The sequence below is a fragment of the Type-A symbiont of Plautia stali genome, assembly GCF_059731155.1.
Window position 1 is genome coordinate 1,296,227 of the sequence record NZ_AP035891.1, and the last position, 13,953, is coordinate 1,310,179.

At 57.3% G+C, this 13,953-nt stretch carries 12 protein-coding genes and 4 pseudogenes; 6 read left to right on the plus strand and 10 right to left on the minus strand.

Going from position 1 to position 13,953, the window contains the following annotated elements:
- Nucleotides 1-148 precede the first annotated feature (148 nt).
- Nucleotides 149-868: a fatty acid metabolism transcriptional regulator FadR gene (fadR, locus tag AC6I8M_RS06960; protein ID WP_010616402.1), complete on the minus strand. Its 720-nt coding sequence runs from the start codon at nucleotides 866-868 to the stop codon at nucleotides 149-151.
- Between the two features lie 311 nt (nucleotides 869-1,179).
- Between fadR and dsbB the strand changes: the two genes are divergently transcribed.
- Nucleotides 1,180-1,710, plus strand: coding sequence for a disulfide bond formation protein DsbB (dsbB, locus tag AC6I8M_RS06965; protein ID WP_498013718.1), 531 nt, complete (start codon nucleotides 1,180-1,182; stop codon nucleotides 1,708-1,710).
- A gap of 57 nt (nucleotides 1,711-1,767) precedes the next feature.
- Here dsbB and AC6I8M_RS06970 read toward each other — a convergent pair whose 3' ends face one another.
- From AC6I8M_RS06970 to AC6I8M_RS06980, 3 genes and pseudogenes are all read right to left on the minus strand, one after another.
- Nucleotides 1,768-2,139 (minus strand): YcgN family cysteine cluster protein, encoded by a 372-nt coding sequence (locus tag AC6I8M_RS06970; RefSeq protein ID WP_022547807.1) that lies wholly within the window; start codon nucleotides 2,137-2,139, stop codon nucleotides 1,768-1,770.
- 82 nt (nucleotides 2,140-2,221) lie between these two features.
- Nucleotides 2,222-2,839, minus strand: coding sequence for a fumarylacetoacetate hydrolase family protein (locus AC6I8M_RS06975; protein ID WP_010616398.1), 618 nt, complete (start codon nucleotides 2,837-2,839; stop codon nucleotides 2,222-2,224).
- A 275-nt stretch (nucleotides 2,840-3,114) separates the two neighbouring features.
- Nucleotides 3,115-3,384, minus strand: a pseudogene (locus AC6I8M_RS06980) (YcgL domain-containing protein); the annotation flags it as partial.
- Between the two features lie 153 nt (nucleotides 3,385-3,537).
- Between AC6I8M_RS06980 and minC the strand changes: the two are divergent.
- Genes minC through minE form a run of 3 tightly spaced genes read left to right on the plus strand, consistent with a single transcriptional unit; the run spans nucleotide 3,538 to nucleotide 5,363 of the window.
- Nucleotides 3,538-4,263 carry a septum site-determining protein MinC gene (minC, locus tag AC6I8M_RS06985; protein WP_010616396.1) on the plus strand — a complete coding sequence of 242 codons (726 nt, stop codon included), beginning with the start codon at nucleotides 3,538-3,540 and terminating at the stop codon, nucleotides 4,261-4,263.
- 14 nt (nucleotides 4,264-4,277) lie between these two features.
- Nucleotides 4,278-5,090: a septum site-determining protein MinD gene (gene minD, locus AC6I8M_RS06990; RefSeq protein WP_010616395.1), complete on the plus strand. Its 813-nt coding sequence runs from the start codon at nucleotides 4,278-4,280 to the stop codon at nucleotides 5,088-5,090.
- A gap of 3 nt (nucleotides 5,091-5,093) precedes the next feature.
- Entirely contained in the window at nucleotides 5,094-5,363 is a 270-nt protein-coding gene (gene minE / locus AC6I8M_RS06995; protein ID WP_010616394.1) for a cell division topological specificity factor MinE, read from the plus strand.
- A 55-nt stretch (nucleotides 5,364-5,418) separates the two neighbouring features.
- Here the strand turns inward: minE and rnd are convergent, their stop codons facing one another.
- From rnd to yoaA, 5 genes and pseudogenes are all read right to left on the minus strand, one after another.
- Nucleotides 5,419-6,540 (minus strand): ribonuclease D, encoded by a 1,122-nt coding sequence (rnd, locus tag AC6I8M_RS07000; RefSeq protein ID WP_010616393.1) that lies wholly within the window; start codon nucleotides 6,538-6,540, stop codon nucleotides 5,419-5,421.
- 105 nt (nucleotides 6,541-6,645) lie between these two features.
- Nucleotides 6,646-8,319 (minus strand): annotated as a pseudogene (fadD, locus tag AC6I8M_RS07005) (long-chain-fatty-acid--CoA ligase FadD).
- 208 nt (nucleotides 8,320-8,527) lie between these two features.
- Complete coding sequence (locus tag AC6I8M_RS07010) at nucleotides 8,528-9,121, minus strand: Slp family lipoprotein (protein ID WP_010616392.1); 594 nt, start codon at nucleotides 9,119-9,121, stop codon at nucleotides 8,528-8,530.
- Between the two features lie 60 nt (nucleotides 9,122-9,181).
- A complete protein-coding gene (gene tsaB / locus AC6I8M_RS07015) occupies nucleotides 9,182-9,883 on the minus strand; it encodes a tRNA (adenosine(37)-N6)-threonylcarbamoyltransferase complex dimerization subunit type 1 TsaB (protein ID WP_022547800.1) in 702 nt (233 codons plus the stop codon).
- 52 nt (nucleotides 9,884-9,935) lie between these two features.
- Nucleotides 9,936-11,821: pseudogene (gene yoaA, locus AC6I8M_RS07020) on the minus strand (DNA repair helicase YoaA).
- A 125-nt stretch (nucleotides 11,822-11,946) separates the two neighbouring features.
- Here yoaA and AC6I8M_RS07025 point away from each other — a divergent pair.
- Nucleotides 11,947-12,292, plus strand: a pseudogene (locus tag AC6I8M_RS07025) (RidA family protein).
- Nucleotides 12,293-12,305: 13 nt separating this feature from the next.
- Here the strand turns inward: AC6I8M_RS07025 and AC6I8M_RS07030 are convergent.
- Nucleotides 12,306-12,482, minus strand: coding sequence for a YoaH family protein (locus AC6I8M_RS07030; RefSeq protein ID WP_010616389.1), 177 nt, complete (start codon nucleotides 12,480-12,482; stop codon nucleotides 12,306-12,308).
- Between the two features lie 117 nt (nucleotides 12,483-12,599).
- On the opposite strand from AC6I8M_RS07030, the gene pabB reads away from it, so the two are divergent.
- Nucleotides 12,600-13,952, plus strand: coding sequence for an aminodeoxychorismate synthase component 1 (pabB, locus tag AC6I8M_RS07035; RefSeq protein ID WP_022547796.1), 1,353 nt, complete (start codon nucleotides 12,600-12,602; stop codon nucleotides 13,950-13,952).
- The last annotated feature ends 1 nt before the right edge of the window (nucleotide 13,953 follow it).

Sequence of the window (13,953 nt, forward strand, 5' to 3'; positions counted from 1 at the left end):
GCAGGGTTGCGCTGGACCTGCCGCATCGGCTGCTGCCGGGCCAGGTCCTCGCGCCGCTACGCGGTACCTGCGGATTGCCCTTGCATCAGCCAATGCGTCAGGTCAGTCAAAATTGTGCCCGGCTAAAACCCTACTTGGCAGGGCCAACTTAGCGCTTACTGCTCAAATCATCCGGCATGCTTTTCTGCATGCTGTGCCAGATTTCACCGCTGCGGCGGCCGTAATTACGCACGCTGTCAACGATCTGATCCTGCGTCGGCTGTTTGCCACACAGGTCCGCCAGCTGACGATAAAAGTTACGCGCCAGTTCACGCGCTTCCGGATTCGAGAAGTAATGACGGCCAACGCGGGTGTACAGCCCTTTCAGACCGTTGAGAATCAACCCGTAAATCGGGTTGCCTGAAGCAAAGGCCAAGCCGCGAAACGCGCGGTAATCCAGCTCGGTATAGGCTTCAGCCTGATCTTCCTCGCTCAGCGCACTCTCCAGCACTTCACGCGCCTTATCCGGATGATGGCGCAGCGCGCGGCTGATAAAGATCGACGCGATATTGGTGCGCACTGACAGCAGGTTATCAATTAACTGCGGCACACTGTCGTGGTCAAGACGGGCGAGCGTTTCGAGGATATTAAGACCAGACGTTTCCCAGAAGTCATTGACGCGGGTGGGTTTACCATGCTGAATGGTCAGCCAGCCATCACGAGCCAGCCGCTGCAGCACTTCACGCAGAGTGGTGCGGGTCACGCCGATCAGTTCAGAAAGCTCACGTTCGGCAGGAAGAATCGATCCCGGCGGAAAACGGCTGTTCCAGATGCTTTCAATTATGTACTCTTCAGCGAATCCTGCAGGGCTCTGTGCCTTAATCACCATAGCATTTATTTCTCATTGCTTTCTTTGTCGTAATGGCACTCATCATACCAGAGGGGTCATAGCGAAAAAAATAGCCTGCCAGCGGATTAAAAGCGCGCGCTGGCGCAAAATTCAGCAGCTGCGCAGCGAAAAAAGCCACGGGTTACGCTGCGCTTGCGTGGGCGCTTTTGATGCCGTGTGCTAAAAGCCACGATTTTTGGTGTGGATCAGGGATAAGTCATTTTTATACATGATTTTTTTCCCCTGCCTGGCTGGCACGGGTACGCTTTTGGTTTACACTGCGATGCATTAACGGCTACGGGAAAAGCAATATGTTGCGATACTTGAATCAATGCTCACGCGGACGCGGTGCCTGGTTATTAATGGCCCTGACCGCCCTGGTTTTTGAAATGGTTGCGCTGTTCTTTCAGCACCTGATGGGACTGCAACCCTGCGTAATGTGTATCTATGAGCGTTGTACGCTGTTTGGCATCATGGGCGCCGGCCTGGTGGGTGCAATTGCGCCTAAAACGCCGCTGCGCTGGGCAGCCATCGCCATCTGGCTCTACAGCGCTTATGAAGGAGTACGCCTCTCTTATGAGCACACCATGATTCAGCTGCATCCCAACCCGTTTGTGACCTGCGATTTTGCTGCTCGCTTCCCGAGCTGGCTGCCGCTGGATAAATGGCTGCCCGCGGTATTTGTCGCCAGCGGTAACTGCGCTGAACGCGGATGGACTTTCCTGACCTGGAGCATGCCGCAGTGGATGATCGTGATTTTTGCCGCTTATCTGCTGGTGGGTGTTCTGGTGCTGATTGCGCAACCGTTCAAAGCGAAACGTCGCGATCTGTTTGGTCGCTGAGTCCCAGTCAAACTAAGTCTCAGACAAAACAGGCAGCCGCGGCTGCCTGTTGCGTTATCAGCCGTTACGATCCGGCCGATCAATAATGTGTTCTTCCCAATCGCGCACTTCACTCTCGCGCACCGCGATGTATCGCACCGAAATACGCTGAGCATGCATCGCCTTTTTCGAGCCGGCAATCAGCGGGTGCCACGCCAGCAGCGTTTTGCCCTCCCCTAACAGCCGGTAAGCGCAGGTACGCGGTAGCCAGTTAAAGGTGGTGAGATTCTCGCGCGTCAGCTTGATGCAATCTTCTTCGTACTCGAAGCGACGCTCATAATTGCGGCACTGACAGGTCTTGATGTTGAGCTGATTGCAGGCGACGTTGGTGAAGTAAATCTCATCGGTATCCGCAGTTCGGTCATGATAGCGGTCCGGGTTGAGCAACAAGACCGCACCTTATAAAGCTTCAGGTGCGGTGATGCAAGTATTACAGCACGCGGGTGCTGATACCGTGACCGGCCAGCGACACTTACAGCTTATCGCCGGAGCGCAGCGGGCCCACGCCGTCAGGCGTACCGGTCAGCACCACGTCACCGGCGCGCAGCGTGAAGTACTGGCTCATGTAAGCAATCAGCGGCAGAATTTTGTGGATCATATCTGCCGTGGTGCCGTGCTGGAGCACCTCGCCGTTAATGACCAGCTTCAGTTCGGCATCCTGCGGATCGACGCTGAATTCAGCCGCCGGGATAAACCCGGACAGCGGACAAGAGTTATCGAAACTTTTGGCGCGCTCCCATGGCTGACCGGCTTTCTTAAACCCGGCCTGCAGATCGCGCAGCGTTAAATCCAGCGCGACGCCATAACCGGCGATCGCTTTCGCCACGTGCTCTTCACTGGCCTGCTTCAGGGTGGCGCCAATCAGCACCGCCAGCTCCACTTCATGATGCACCTCACCAAAGCTGGCCGGGATCGACAGTAGCTGCCGCAAATCGCACACCGCGGTTTCCGGTTTGATAAAAACCACCGGCTCACTCGGGGTGGCGCTGCCCATCTCTTTAATATGCTTTGCATCGTTGCTGCCGACGCACACCACTTTGCTGACCGGATAATCCAACAGCGCGCCCTGCCAGTTACGATGCTGATACATGCTAATCCCCTGCTTGAGTTGTGTTAGGTGCCAGCCGCACTGGCGAAGATGTCTCATCAGCCGCCGGAACGTGGCAGGCTGCTGAGCACTATATTAGCGGGTTTATCGAGGCGCACGTGACGGAAAGCGGCAAAAGCCGTTCCCCTGTTCATCAGGTCCGCCGCTTAAGACAACGATTATTGCCCACAATAATGGGTTAAGGTGAGCAATTAAATTAATGCCGAAGCACTGATTATATTTACATGATATATTTTTATAGATGAATCTGAATTAAACTTTTTACCCTGTTCAAGATGAATGTTGAGCAGACTTTCAACCGGTGGTGGGATCTGCAAATAATAACCTTGTTCGCTTAAACCCTGCTTCACTTTATTGATGTCAGCGTTGGCCAGCTTGTCACGCTGGTCGAGCGACAGCACCATCGCCAGCTGCGGTTTACCAAAGTCGCGCAGCAGTTCTTCAGGGACGCGCGAAAAATCGTCTTTTTTTTCTACATACAGATAAGTCTGGTCGCGTTGCGGGCTTCTATAGATCACACAAAACATATTTTTTACTCGAATTAACTAAGGGCGTCACTTGCCTGAATATAGCAGTAACTATAACATGCTTGCAGAACTTCGAATATTGACCCGCGGGTGTTAATGACGATTTTATCGGCGTTTACTTCAGGGTAGTAAAACAGGACTGAGTCAGGACAGATGTCGCAATCGCCAATCGAATTCAAGGGCAGTAGTTTTACCCTGTCAGTTGTTCATCTGCACCATTCGCAACCCGAGGTGATTCGTCAGGCGCTGCAGGACAAAATCGACCAGGCCCCAGCTTTTCTGCACAACGCGCCGGTGGTGCTGAACGTGTCAGCCCTGAACGGTGACATCAACTGGAAGCAGATGCAGCAGGCCGTCAGCGCCACCGGCTTACGCATTGTGGGCGTGAGCGGCTGTAAAGATGAAGCCCTGAAAAAGATGATTGCCCGCGCAGGCCTGCCTGTGCTGTCAGAGGGTAAAGAGAACCGCAAACGTGCTGACGTGCCCGCACCGGAGCCGGAAGCGGTCGCGCCGCCGGTCAGCGAACCGGCCAGCAAAACGCGTATCATCAATACGCCAGTGCGTTCCGGTCAGCAGATTTACGCGCGCAACGCCGATTTGATCGTCACCAGCAGCGTCAGCGCCGGTGCCGAACTGGTAGCAGACGGCAACATTCATATTTACGGCATGATGCGCGGCCGCGCGCTGGCCGGTGCCAGCGGCGATCGCGACTGCCAGATTTTTTGCACCAACCTGTCAGCAGAGTTGGTCTCAATTGCCGGCGAATACTGGGTCATGGACCAGATCCCGGCGGAATTCTTTGGTAAAGCTGCGCGCCTGTGCCTTAAAGAGGGCGCGCTCACCATCCAGACACTTAATTGGCCCCTTTTCTTTCGTTAAGGAAATCAACATTTATGGCACGCATCATTGTAGTTACATCGGGTAAAGGGGGCGTTGGCAAGACCACGTCAAGCGCGGCCATCGCCACAGGGTTAGCGCAAAAAGGCAAAAAAACCGTGGTGATCGATTTCGATATCGGTCTGCGTAACCTCGACCTGATCATGGGCTGTGAACGCCGCGTGGTGTATGACTTTGTCAACGTTATCCAGGGCGATGCGACGCTGAATCAGGCACTGATTCGCGACAAGCGCACCGAGCAGCTTTATATTCTGCCCGCCTCACAAACCCGTGATAAATATGCCCTGACCCGCGAAGGCGTGGAAAAAGTGCTGAACGACCTGGCGGCAATGGAATTCGATTTTATCGTCTGCGACTCGCCGGCCGGTATCGAAACCGGTGCGCTGATGGCGCTGTACTTCGCGGATGAAGCGATCATTACCACCAACCCGGAAGTCTCTTCCGTGCGTGACTCAGACCGTATTCTCGGCATCATCTCTTCGAAATCGCGTCGCGCTGAAAACAGCGAAGAGCCGGTAAAAGAGTACCTGTTACTGACCCGCTATAACCCGGGACGCGTAACGCGTGGCGACATGCTGAGCATGGAAGACGTGCTGGAAATCCTGCGCATTCCTCTGGTCGGCGTGATACCGGAAGATCAGTCGGTGCTGCGCGCGTCTAACCAGGGTGAGCCCGTGATCCTCGATGCAAACTCTGACGCCGGTAAAGCTTACGCTGATACCGTAGATCGCCTGCTTGGCGAAGAACGCCCCTTCCGCTTTATCGAAGAAGAGAAGAAGGGTTTCCTGAAACGCCTGTTCGGGGGATAACCAATGGCATTACTTGATTTCTTTTTATCCCGTAAGAAGAACACAGCCAACATAGCCAAGGAAAGGCTGCAGATTATCGTGGCCGAACGCAGAAGGGGCGACAGTGAGCCCCACTATCTGCCGCAGCTGAAGCGCGATATCCTGGAAGTGATCTGTAAATACGTGAAAATTGACCCGGACATGGTCACGGTGCAGCTGGATCAGAAAGGGGATGACATCTCTATTCTCGAGCTCAACGTGACGCTGCCGGAGACGGAAGACGTTCCTAAATGATTGTAGCGGGTTCTTGACTTTCCCCTGCGTGGTTGCGCAGGGGAAAACTCACCGCTTACAGCGTTTGTAAAATCTCGTCGATACCGGCTTTCAACACCTCACCCCGCCAGCCTGCCAGCAGTTCCGGCGGACGCGTGGCGCTTTTCAGTCCCCAGTGCACGTTCAGCACCTGGTTAATCTGGCGCCGTGATGCTAACAGCTCCTGACTGTAACCGGTCTGCTCACTCACCTGCTGTACCAGCGCTTTAATCGCTTTAAACGCCTGCTTGTAATGCGCGTGGTCAATCAGATTAGGCAACGGCGGCGGTAACGCAGACTCATCCAGCGCCTGTGCTTCTACCACCATCGCCACCAGGGCCTTACCGTGGAAGCGGATTTCGTGACCGTTCAGGCCGAGATGATCCAGCTCGCCAAGGCTGCCGGGCATAAAGCGCGCGACTTTCCACAGGTTCTCTTCGCGCACCACAAAATTCACCGCCATGTCTTTCTGCCGGGCGAGGTTAAGACGCCACGCGGCCAGACGCTGCAGCACCGCCAGCTGGCGTGGACGCAGCTGCCACGCGTTGGTGATATCGCGCCACGCCTCTTCTGGCTGCAGCACGTCAAGACGGCGCTGACACAGCGTAGCGCATTCACTCAGCGCCGCCGCCATGTTGCCTGCCGCTTCGGTTTGCGCCACCAGCTGATGGGCGATCGGCAGCAGATAAGCCACATCTGCCGCAGCGTACTGGCACTGCCGCTCGGTAAGCGGACGCGCCAGCCAGTCGGTGCGCGCTTCGCTCTTATCCAGCTCAATCTGGTTGAAATGATTTACCATCGCGGCAAAGCCCCACGACAGCGGCTGCCCGGCGAAAGCGGCCAGAATCTGCGTATCGATCATCGGCTCCGGCAGGCAGCCGAAACGATGCAGGAAAACTTCGAGGTCTTCCCCACCGGCGTGCAGAAACTTTGTCAGCTGACGATCCTGCAGCAGCGCAATAAACGGTGCCCAGTCGCTGATGGTTAACGGATCGATCAGAACCAGTTGCTCGCCATCGAAGAGCTGGATCAGGCCAAGCTGCGGATAGTACGTGCGGGTGCGCACGAATTCGGTATCCAGCGCCACGGCGCGATGCTGACGGGCCTGCTGGCATACGGCGGCCAGCTGGTCATTGTGGTCGATCAGGGTGTAATTCACGTTGTCTTTCTCGCTGCGGCAAACCTCGCACAGCGCTCCATGTTAAAAGCAATAAAAACGCCGGACGGTGCCGGCGTTAACCTGAGCGTTAAGCGGAAGCCAGTGCTAAGCTTCGCGCTTCGCCTCGTCACGCAATTCGCGACGTAAAATTTTGCCGACGTTGGTCTTCGGCAGCTCATCACGAAACTCGATAATCTTCGGCACTTTATAGCCGGTGAGCTGACGGCGACAATGATCCAGCACTTCCTCTTTGGTCAGCGACAGATCTTTTTTCACGATGCACACTTTCACCGCTTCGCCGGAGAGATCGCTCGGCACGCCAATGGCCGCCGCTTCGCGCACCTTGGCGTGCTGCATCAGTACATCTTCGATTTCGTTAGGATACACGTTAAAGCCGGACACCAGAATCATGTCTTTTTTACGATCGACGATGCGGATAAACCCTTCGGCATCCACGTTAACAATATCACCGGTGTGCAGCCAGCCATTTTTCAGCACTTCCTCGCTGGCATCCGGCCGCTGCCAGTAGCCAATCATGACCTGCGGCCCACGAATGCAAAGCTCGCCCGGTTCGCCCGGCGGCACGTCGCGATCTTCATCATCGACAATGCGCACGTCGGTGGACGGAACCGGCAAACCGATGCTGCCGGTATGGCAGGTAATATCATACGGATTAACCGAGACCAGCGGTGAGCATTCGGTGAGTCCGTAGCCCTCCAGCAGATAGTGCCCGGTGAGTTTCTCCCAGCGCCCGGCCACCGCTTTCTACACCGCCATGCCGCCACCGGCAGACAGACGCAGCGTGGAGAAATCCAGCTGGTTGAAATTGGCATCGTTCAGCAGGGCGTTGAACAACGTATTGACACCGGTGATGGCGGTAAAGGGAAATTTACTCAGCTCTTTAACGAAGTCGGGAATATCGCGCGGGTTGGTAATCAGCAGGTTGGTGCCGCCCAGGTCGAGGAACAGCAGACAGTTCACCGTCAGGGCAAAGATGTGATAAAGCGGCAGCGCGGTTACCACCTGCTCCTGGCCGGCGCGCAGCAGTTTACCGTAGGTGGCTTTGGTCTGCTCCAGATTAGCCTGCATGTTGCCGTGGGTCAGCATGGCGCCTTTCGCCACGCCGGTGGTGCCACCGGTGTACTGCAGAAATGCCAGATCCTGATTACTGATCACAGGACGATGATAGCTCATCTGCTCGCCCTGCTGCAGCGCATGACGGAACGGTACCGCACCCGGCAGATGTTATTTCGGTACCAGTTTTTTCATATATTTAACGACGAAATTCACCAGCGTGGCTTTCACCGGCGCCAGCTGATCGCCCATGCGCGTCAGCATCACGTGCTTAACCGGAGTTTCCGCGACCACTTTTTCCAGCGTATGGGCGAAGTTGGAGACAATAACAATCGCACTGGCACCGCTGTCGTTAAGCTGGTGCTTCAGCTCGCGCGGTGTGTACAACGGATTAACGTTTACCACCACCATGCCCGCACGCAGGACGCCAAACAGCGCCACCGGATACTGCAGCAGATTCGGCATCATCAGCGCGACGCGATCGCCCTGCTGCAAGCCTAATCCCTGTTGCAGCCAGGCCGCAAAGGCGCGGCTCTGCTGCTCCAGCTGGCGGTAGGTCATCGGCTGGCTCATGTTAATGAAAGCCACCTGATCGGCATAACGTTGTGCTGCGTGTTCGAAAAGATCGACCAAAGAGGGATAACGGTCTGCGTTAATTTCCGCTGGTACATCTGGCGGATAGCGTTTCAGCCAAACCTTGTTCAAAGATTCACCCCGATATTCTTGTTGCGTAGCCATCGCCGCCTCTGCAATCAGTGTTGTTAACAATATTTTAACTGATTGTACCAGTTTGCCTGTTTCGGCATTTTCAGGTTGCGAGGCGCATCACTAAATTTCGCGCATCGGTTGCGCGCCCAATAAAAAGGCCCGTTCGCGAGCACCGCGACCGGGCCGTAAAAAAACCTGTTTAGCGCTATTCGGTAAGAATGGTCTCGACCTGCGCCGGACCGCCGGTGTTCATGCCCCAGTAGGGGTTAGGGCCCCAATAGCCGGGATGGCGACGCGTCGGCCCGTACCAAATCCACGGATCGATGGGCTGCGGCGGCGTCATCACCTGCTGAGTCAGATGCCAGCGCTGATAACCGCGCACATCAATCACCACAAAGTTGTAACTGGCTTTGCCAATTTCCCCTTTCTCGGTGCCTTTGATGTTGCCCAGCACCGTGACGTACTGATTATTGACGTCGATCGGATCAACAAAGCCATGAATGTCAGCATAAATGCGGCCAATTGAGGCGGCACCCAGGCGCGGTCGCGCGCTGTCATCCAGCGGCTGAGTGGCAATTTCCAGCCGGGTCAGACCGTTGAGGTTGGTCACCTTCACGACTTTGCCGCCGAAGCGCGACTCCTGGCCGACATACAGCTGCGGCGCATTCATCACGCGTAATAAATCTTGCTGTGGAAGCTGAGAACTCCCTTTAATGGCATCCGGCACTGACACGCAGCCGCTGAGCAATAGCGCACAGGCTAACAGAGCGCCAGACATCCCTTTACGACTAATTGGCATAGCACTTCTCCTGTTATTTCTCCGTTAGACTGAAGGTGCAAAAATAAGTTGCGTGGGCGCCTAGCGTCCCGGCAATTTTTTCCATGCCACTTCATTGCGCAGATAAACCGGCTCAGCATTTTCCACCGCCACGCTATCGCCGCGCTGCCAGGCGCTGAGCGCCAGCGGCAGCATATCTTCCGCGGCAGGCAGCGTGACCGTGGTGGTCAGCAGTTGTGCGCCGGTCGCGCCAGCCAGTAGCTGCGGATAAGCCTGCCAGCCGGTGCCGACAGTGGCCCACTCGCCGCTCAGCTGCGCGATGCGCGCCTGTGCCACTTCCGGCTTGAGCACGGCTTCGCTCTCAGCGCCCTGCCACTCGCCCTGCTCGTCACGCTGATATTCTGCCCAGTAGACTTCACCCATGCGCGCATCAATCGCCGCCAGCACGCGCGTTGCCCCGGTCAAACGCCAGGCGCCCTGCGCCATGGTTGCCAGCGAGGATACGCCAATCATCGGCAGATTTGCGCCCAGCGCCAGGCCCTGCGCGATACCAATGCCGATGCGCACGCCGGTAAAACTGCCGGGCCCGCGGCCAAACGCCAGCGCGTCCAGCGCGCTCAGCTCCAGCTGCTGCGCCTGCAGCAATTCCTGCACCAGCGGCAGAATACGTTGAGTATGATCGCGGGACGCGATTTCGAAGCGGGCATCGATCTGCTGCTGATTCAGCAGCGCGGCAGAACAGGCTTCTGTCGCGGTGTCCATGGCTAAAATTCGGGCGGACATAACAACCTCAGAGAATCAAAATGGCACGCATCTTACCACAGTCTGGCACAAATTAGTGCTGCTCTGGCTGACGCACAAAGTCAATCGCACGCTGTAAATCGCGGGTGCGCGGTGTCGGCGGCAGGCTATTAAGGAACAGACCGCCGTACGGACGCGACACCAGCCGCTGGTCACAAATCACCAGCACGCCGCGATCGTCGGTATCGCGAATCAGACGGCCCACGCCCTGCTTCAGGGTGATCACCGCGTCCGGCAGTTGCACATCGTTGAACGGATCGCCGCCGCGCAGACGGCAATCCTCCATGCGCGCTTTAAGCAGTGGATCTTCCGGCGAGGTAAACGGCAGCTTGTCGATGATCACCAGCGACAGCGCATCACCGCGCACGTCAACGCCTTCCCAGAAGCTGCTGGTGGCCACCAGCAGTGCGTTGCCGGCATCGAGAAACTGTTTGAGCAGCTGCCCTTTGCTGGTTTCGCCCTGCAACAGCACCGGTAAGGTCATGGAGGCACGGAACTCCGCCGCCAGCTCGCGCATCATTTTGTGCGAGGTACACAGGAAGAAGCAGCGCCCTTTGTTGGCTTCAATCAGCGGTTTCATCATGCGTGCCAGCTGACGCGCACCGCCGGGATAGTTGGGTTCCGGCATGTTGCGCGGCACGCACAGCAAGGCCTGCTGCGCATAATCAAACGGACTTTCGAGGATCAGGGTGCGGGCATTATCCACGCCGAGCCGGCTGGCGAAGTGGCTCATTTGTTCGTTGACCGCCAGCGTCGCCGAGGTAAACACCTACCCTGCTTTGCGTCCGTCCATCACTTCGCGGAAGCGCTCCGCGACCGACAGCGGGGTCAGCGCCAGCGTAAAGTGCCGGCTGCTGCATTCGTACCAGTAGCTGAAGCCCGGTTCATCAATCGCACGTAAACGCTTGAGCCGGGTGCGATACAGCGCGGCACGCTCGAAGGCAGCGTCCAGCAGCGCGGAACGGCCCAGCGACAGCTTAATTACGTCGTAACACAGCTCGAGCGCATCATCCAGCAGCGTAAACATACGCATGATGTTGTTGTCGCTCAGCAGATCGCGCAAATTGCCGCGAAAACCGGGCTCGCCCAGCGTCAGGCGGAAATCCTGTGCACACTGCGCCAGCCGGTCGGCGGATTTCTGCAGCTGCTGCACATCGCGCACCTCGGTGCGGTAGGCAAGGATAATGTCTTTGGCGAGATCCTGCAGTTGCCGGCTCGACAGCTGCTGGCCAAAATACTGGCTGGCAATATCCGGCAGCTGGTGCGCTTCCTCGAAGATCATCACGTCGGCTTCCGGGATCAGCTCGCCAAATCCCCCTCTTTGACCACTAGGTCGGCGAGAAACAGGTGATGGTTCACCACCACCACATCCGCATCCATCGCTTTTTTGAGCGCCTTCACCACGAAGCAATCTTTATACAGCGGGCAATCGCTGCCGAGACAGTTATCGTTGGTACTGGTAACGTAAGGCCAGATCGGGCTGTCTTCCGCGACGCAGACGCAGCTGCTGACTTCGCCATCAACGGTCTCCGATGACCAGCTGCGCACGTTAATCAGATCGCCGCCGGTCTGATTTTGCTGCTCCAGCCGTTCCAGGCACAGATAGTTGGAGCGCCCTTTCAGCAGCGCGGTTTTGCCGCTGAACGCCAGGGCGCGGGCAATGGCTGTCAGATCGCGGTTGTAGAGCTGATCCTGCAACGCTTTGGAACCGGTCGACACGATGACTTTTTTCTTCGCCCGCAACGCCGGTGCCAGATAAGCATAAGTTTTACCGGTGCCGGTGCCGGCCTCGGCCACCAGCTCGCCCGCCTGCTGCACCGCTTCGCTCACTGCCTGCGCCATTTCGCGCTGTGCCGCGCGCGGTTTAAAGCCGGGAATCGCCTGCGCTAACGCGCCATCCGCTGCAAAATCGTCTGCCACACATCCTCACCGATTGCTCTTAAAACTACTGTAATTATGTCAGGATTCACCGCAGGCGACCACAACAGATGACAGCCGGCCATGGGATATGGCAGGCTAACGCAGCAAAAATAAAGGAGAACAGCATGACCATTACGCGTATTGATGCGGAGCACCGCATGTCCGAAGCGGTTGTACATGACCAGACCGTCTATTACACCAGCGTGCCGGAGAATCTGGATGACGATGCGGAAGCGCAGACCGCCAACGCGCTGGCGGTGATTGACCGCATCCTGACGCGCGTGGGTTCGGTTAAAAGCAAAATTCTGGACGCTACCATTTTCCTGGTGGACAAAGAGGACTTTGCCGCGATGAACCGCGCCTGGGATGCGTGGGTCTCGCCGGGTAATGCGCCGGTACGCTGCACGGTGCAGGCCGGCCTGATGAATCCGCGCTATTAAAGTGGAAATCAAAATCATCGCCGCACTATAACGCTCGCCGGGCGCTATTCGTCCTCTTCGAAGCGCGCCCGAATCGCTTCGCCCTGATGGTTCTGGCGAATTTCCTGCGCCACCTGCGCAATCGCCTGCCCGCTGGACATGCCGCCGGCCATCAGTTCCTGAATACGTTCTACTGCCTGCTGCTGCTGTTCATGCGATAAAGCCGGAAGACCTGAAAACATGATGCACTCCAGTAATGGGGGGGGACGCATTATTCCACGCTGAACAAACAGGTGCCAGCAGCAAAAAAATATGCCAAGCTACGCGCCTGCCTGCTGAACTGATTTAGCCAAACGAACGTGAAAACCCTCTCGCTACAGTATACGCCCGATACACTTTTACACCGTTTTTCCACGCTGGCGCACCGTCCGTGGGCAATGCTGCTGACCTCTGGCCAGGCCGAACACGCGGATAACCGTTTCGATATTCTCACCGCCGACCCGCGAGTGACCCTGACGACGCGCGGTGACAGCACCGCCATCGACGACGGCACAGGCATCAGCCACTCCACCGCCGATCCGCTGCAGCTGGTGCAGCAGCAGCTGGACGCGCTGGGCATCCGGCCGGCGTTTGATGCGAATCTGCCGTTTCAGGGCGGCGCGCTGGGTCTGTTTGGTTATGACCTCGGTCGCCGTTTCGAAACGCTGCCGCAGCGGGCGCAGCAGGATTTACACACGCCGGACATGGCGGTGGGCATTTATGACTGGGCGCTGATTGCCGATCACCATCGCCAGACGCTGACGCTGATTGCCCTGAACGACGCGGATCAGCGCTGGCAGTGGCTGCAGGCGCTGGCGGTGCCGCAGCCCAAACCTTTTGCCCTGACCAGCGACTGGCAGGCCAATATGAGCTATGCGCAGTACGCCGCGCGTTTCCATGCGGTGCAGGCCTACATTCAGGCGGGCGACTGCTACCAGGTTAATCTGGCACAGCGTTTTCAGGCCAGCTATCGCGGCGATGAGTGGCAGGCGTTTTTACGTCTCAACCGCGCCAACCGCGCGCCGTTCAGCGCCTTCATTCGTCTGCCGCACAGTGCAGTGCTGAGTCTGTCGCCAGAGCGTTTTCTCTCGCTGCAGCAGCAGCAGATTGAAACCCGCCCGATTAAAGGCACGTTGCCGCGTCTGGCCGATCCGCAGGCCGATCGGCTGCAGGCGGAGAAACTGGCCAGCGCCGAAAAAGATCGGGCGGAAAACCTGATGATTGTGGACCTGCTGCGTAATGATATTGGCCGCGTCGCCGAGCCGGGCAGCGTCAGCGTGCCGGAACTGTTCGTGGTGGAGCCGTTCCCGGCGGTGCATCACCTGGTGAGCACGGTGCGGGCCAGGCTGCCAGACGCGCTCTGCGCTACCGATTTGCTGCGCGCCTGTTTCCCCGGCGGCTCCATTACCGGCGCGCCCAAGATCCGCGCAATGGAGATCATCGAGGAACTCGAACCGCAGCGGCGCAATGCGTGGTGCGGCAGTATCGGCTACCTCAGCCTGTGCGGGCGTATGGACAGCAGCATTACCATCCGCACGCTGATTGCCGAAAACCAGCAGCTGTACTGCGCGGCGGGCGGCGGTCTGGTGGCTGACAGCGATGCTGAGACGGAATATCAGGAGACGCTGCACAAGCTCAACCGTATTCTGCCCTGTCTGCGTGATGAGGCCTGAT

Excerpts from the sequence above, each read along its gene's own strand:
- fadR (WP_010616402.1), bottom strand. The coding sequence starts at position 868 with ATGGTGATTAAGGCACAGAGCCCTGCAGGATTCGCTGAAGAGTACATA.
- dsbB (WP_498013718.1), top strand. The coding sequence starts at position 1,180 with ATGTTGCGATACTTGAATCAATGCTCACGCGGACGCGGTGCCTGGTTA.
- AC6I8M_RS06975 (WP_010616398.1), bottom strand. The coding sequence starts at position 2,839 with ATGTATCAGCATCGTAACTGGCAGGGCGCGCTGTTGGATTATCCGGTC.
- minC (WP_010616396.1), top strand. The coding sequence starts at position 3,538 with ATGTCGCAATCGCCAATCGAATTCAAGGGCAGTAGTTTTACCCTGTCA.
- minD (WP_010616395.1), top strand. The coding sequence starts at position 4,278 with ATGGCACGCATCATTGTAGTTACATCGGGTAAAGGGGGCGTTGGCAAG.
- minE (WP_010616394.1), top strand. The coding sequence starts at position 5,094 with ATGGCATTACTTGATTTCTTTTTATCCCGTAAGAAGAACACAGCCAAC.
- AC6I8M_RS07010 (WP_010616392.1), bottom strand. The coding sequence starts at position 9,121 with ATGCCAATTAGTCGTAAAGGGATGTCTGGCGCTCTGTTAGCCTGTGCG.
- tsaB (WP_022547800.1), bottom strand. The coding sequence starts at position 9,883 with ATGTCCGCCCGAATTTTAGCCATGGACACCGCGACAGAAGCCTGTTCT.
- AC6I8M_RS07030 (WP_010616389.1), bottom strand. The coding sequence starts at position 12,482 with ATGTTTTCAGGTCTTCCGGCTTTATCGCATGAACAGCAGCAGCAGGCA.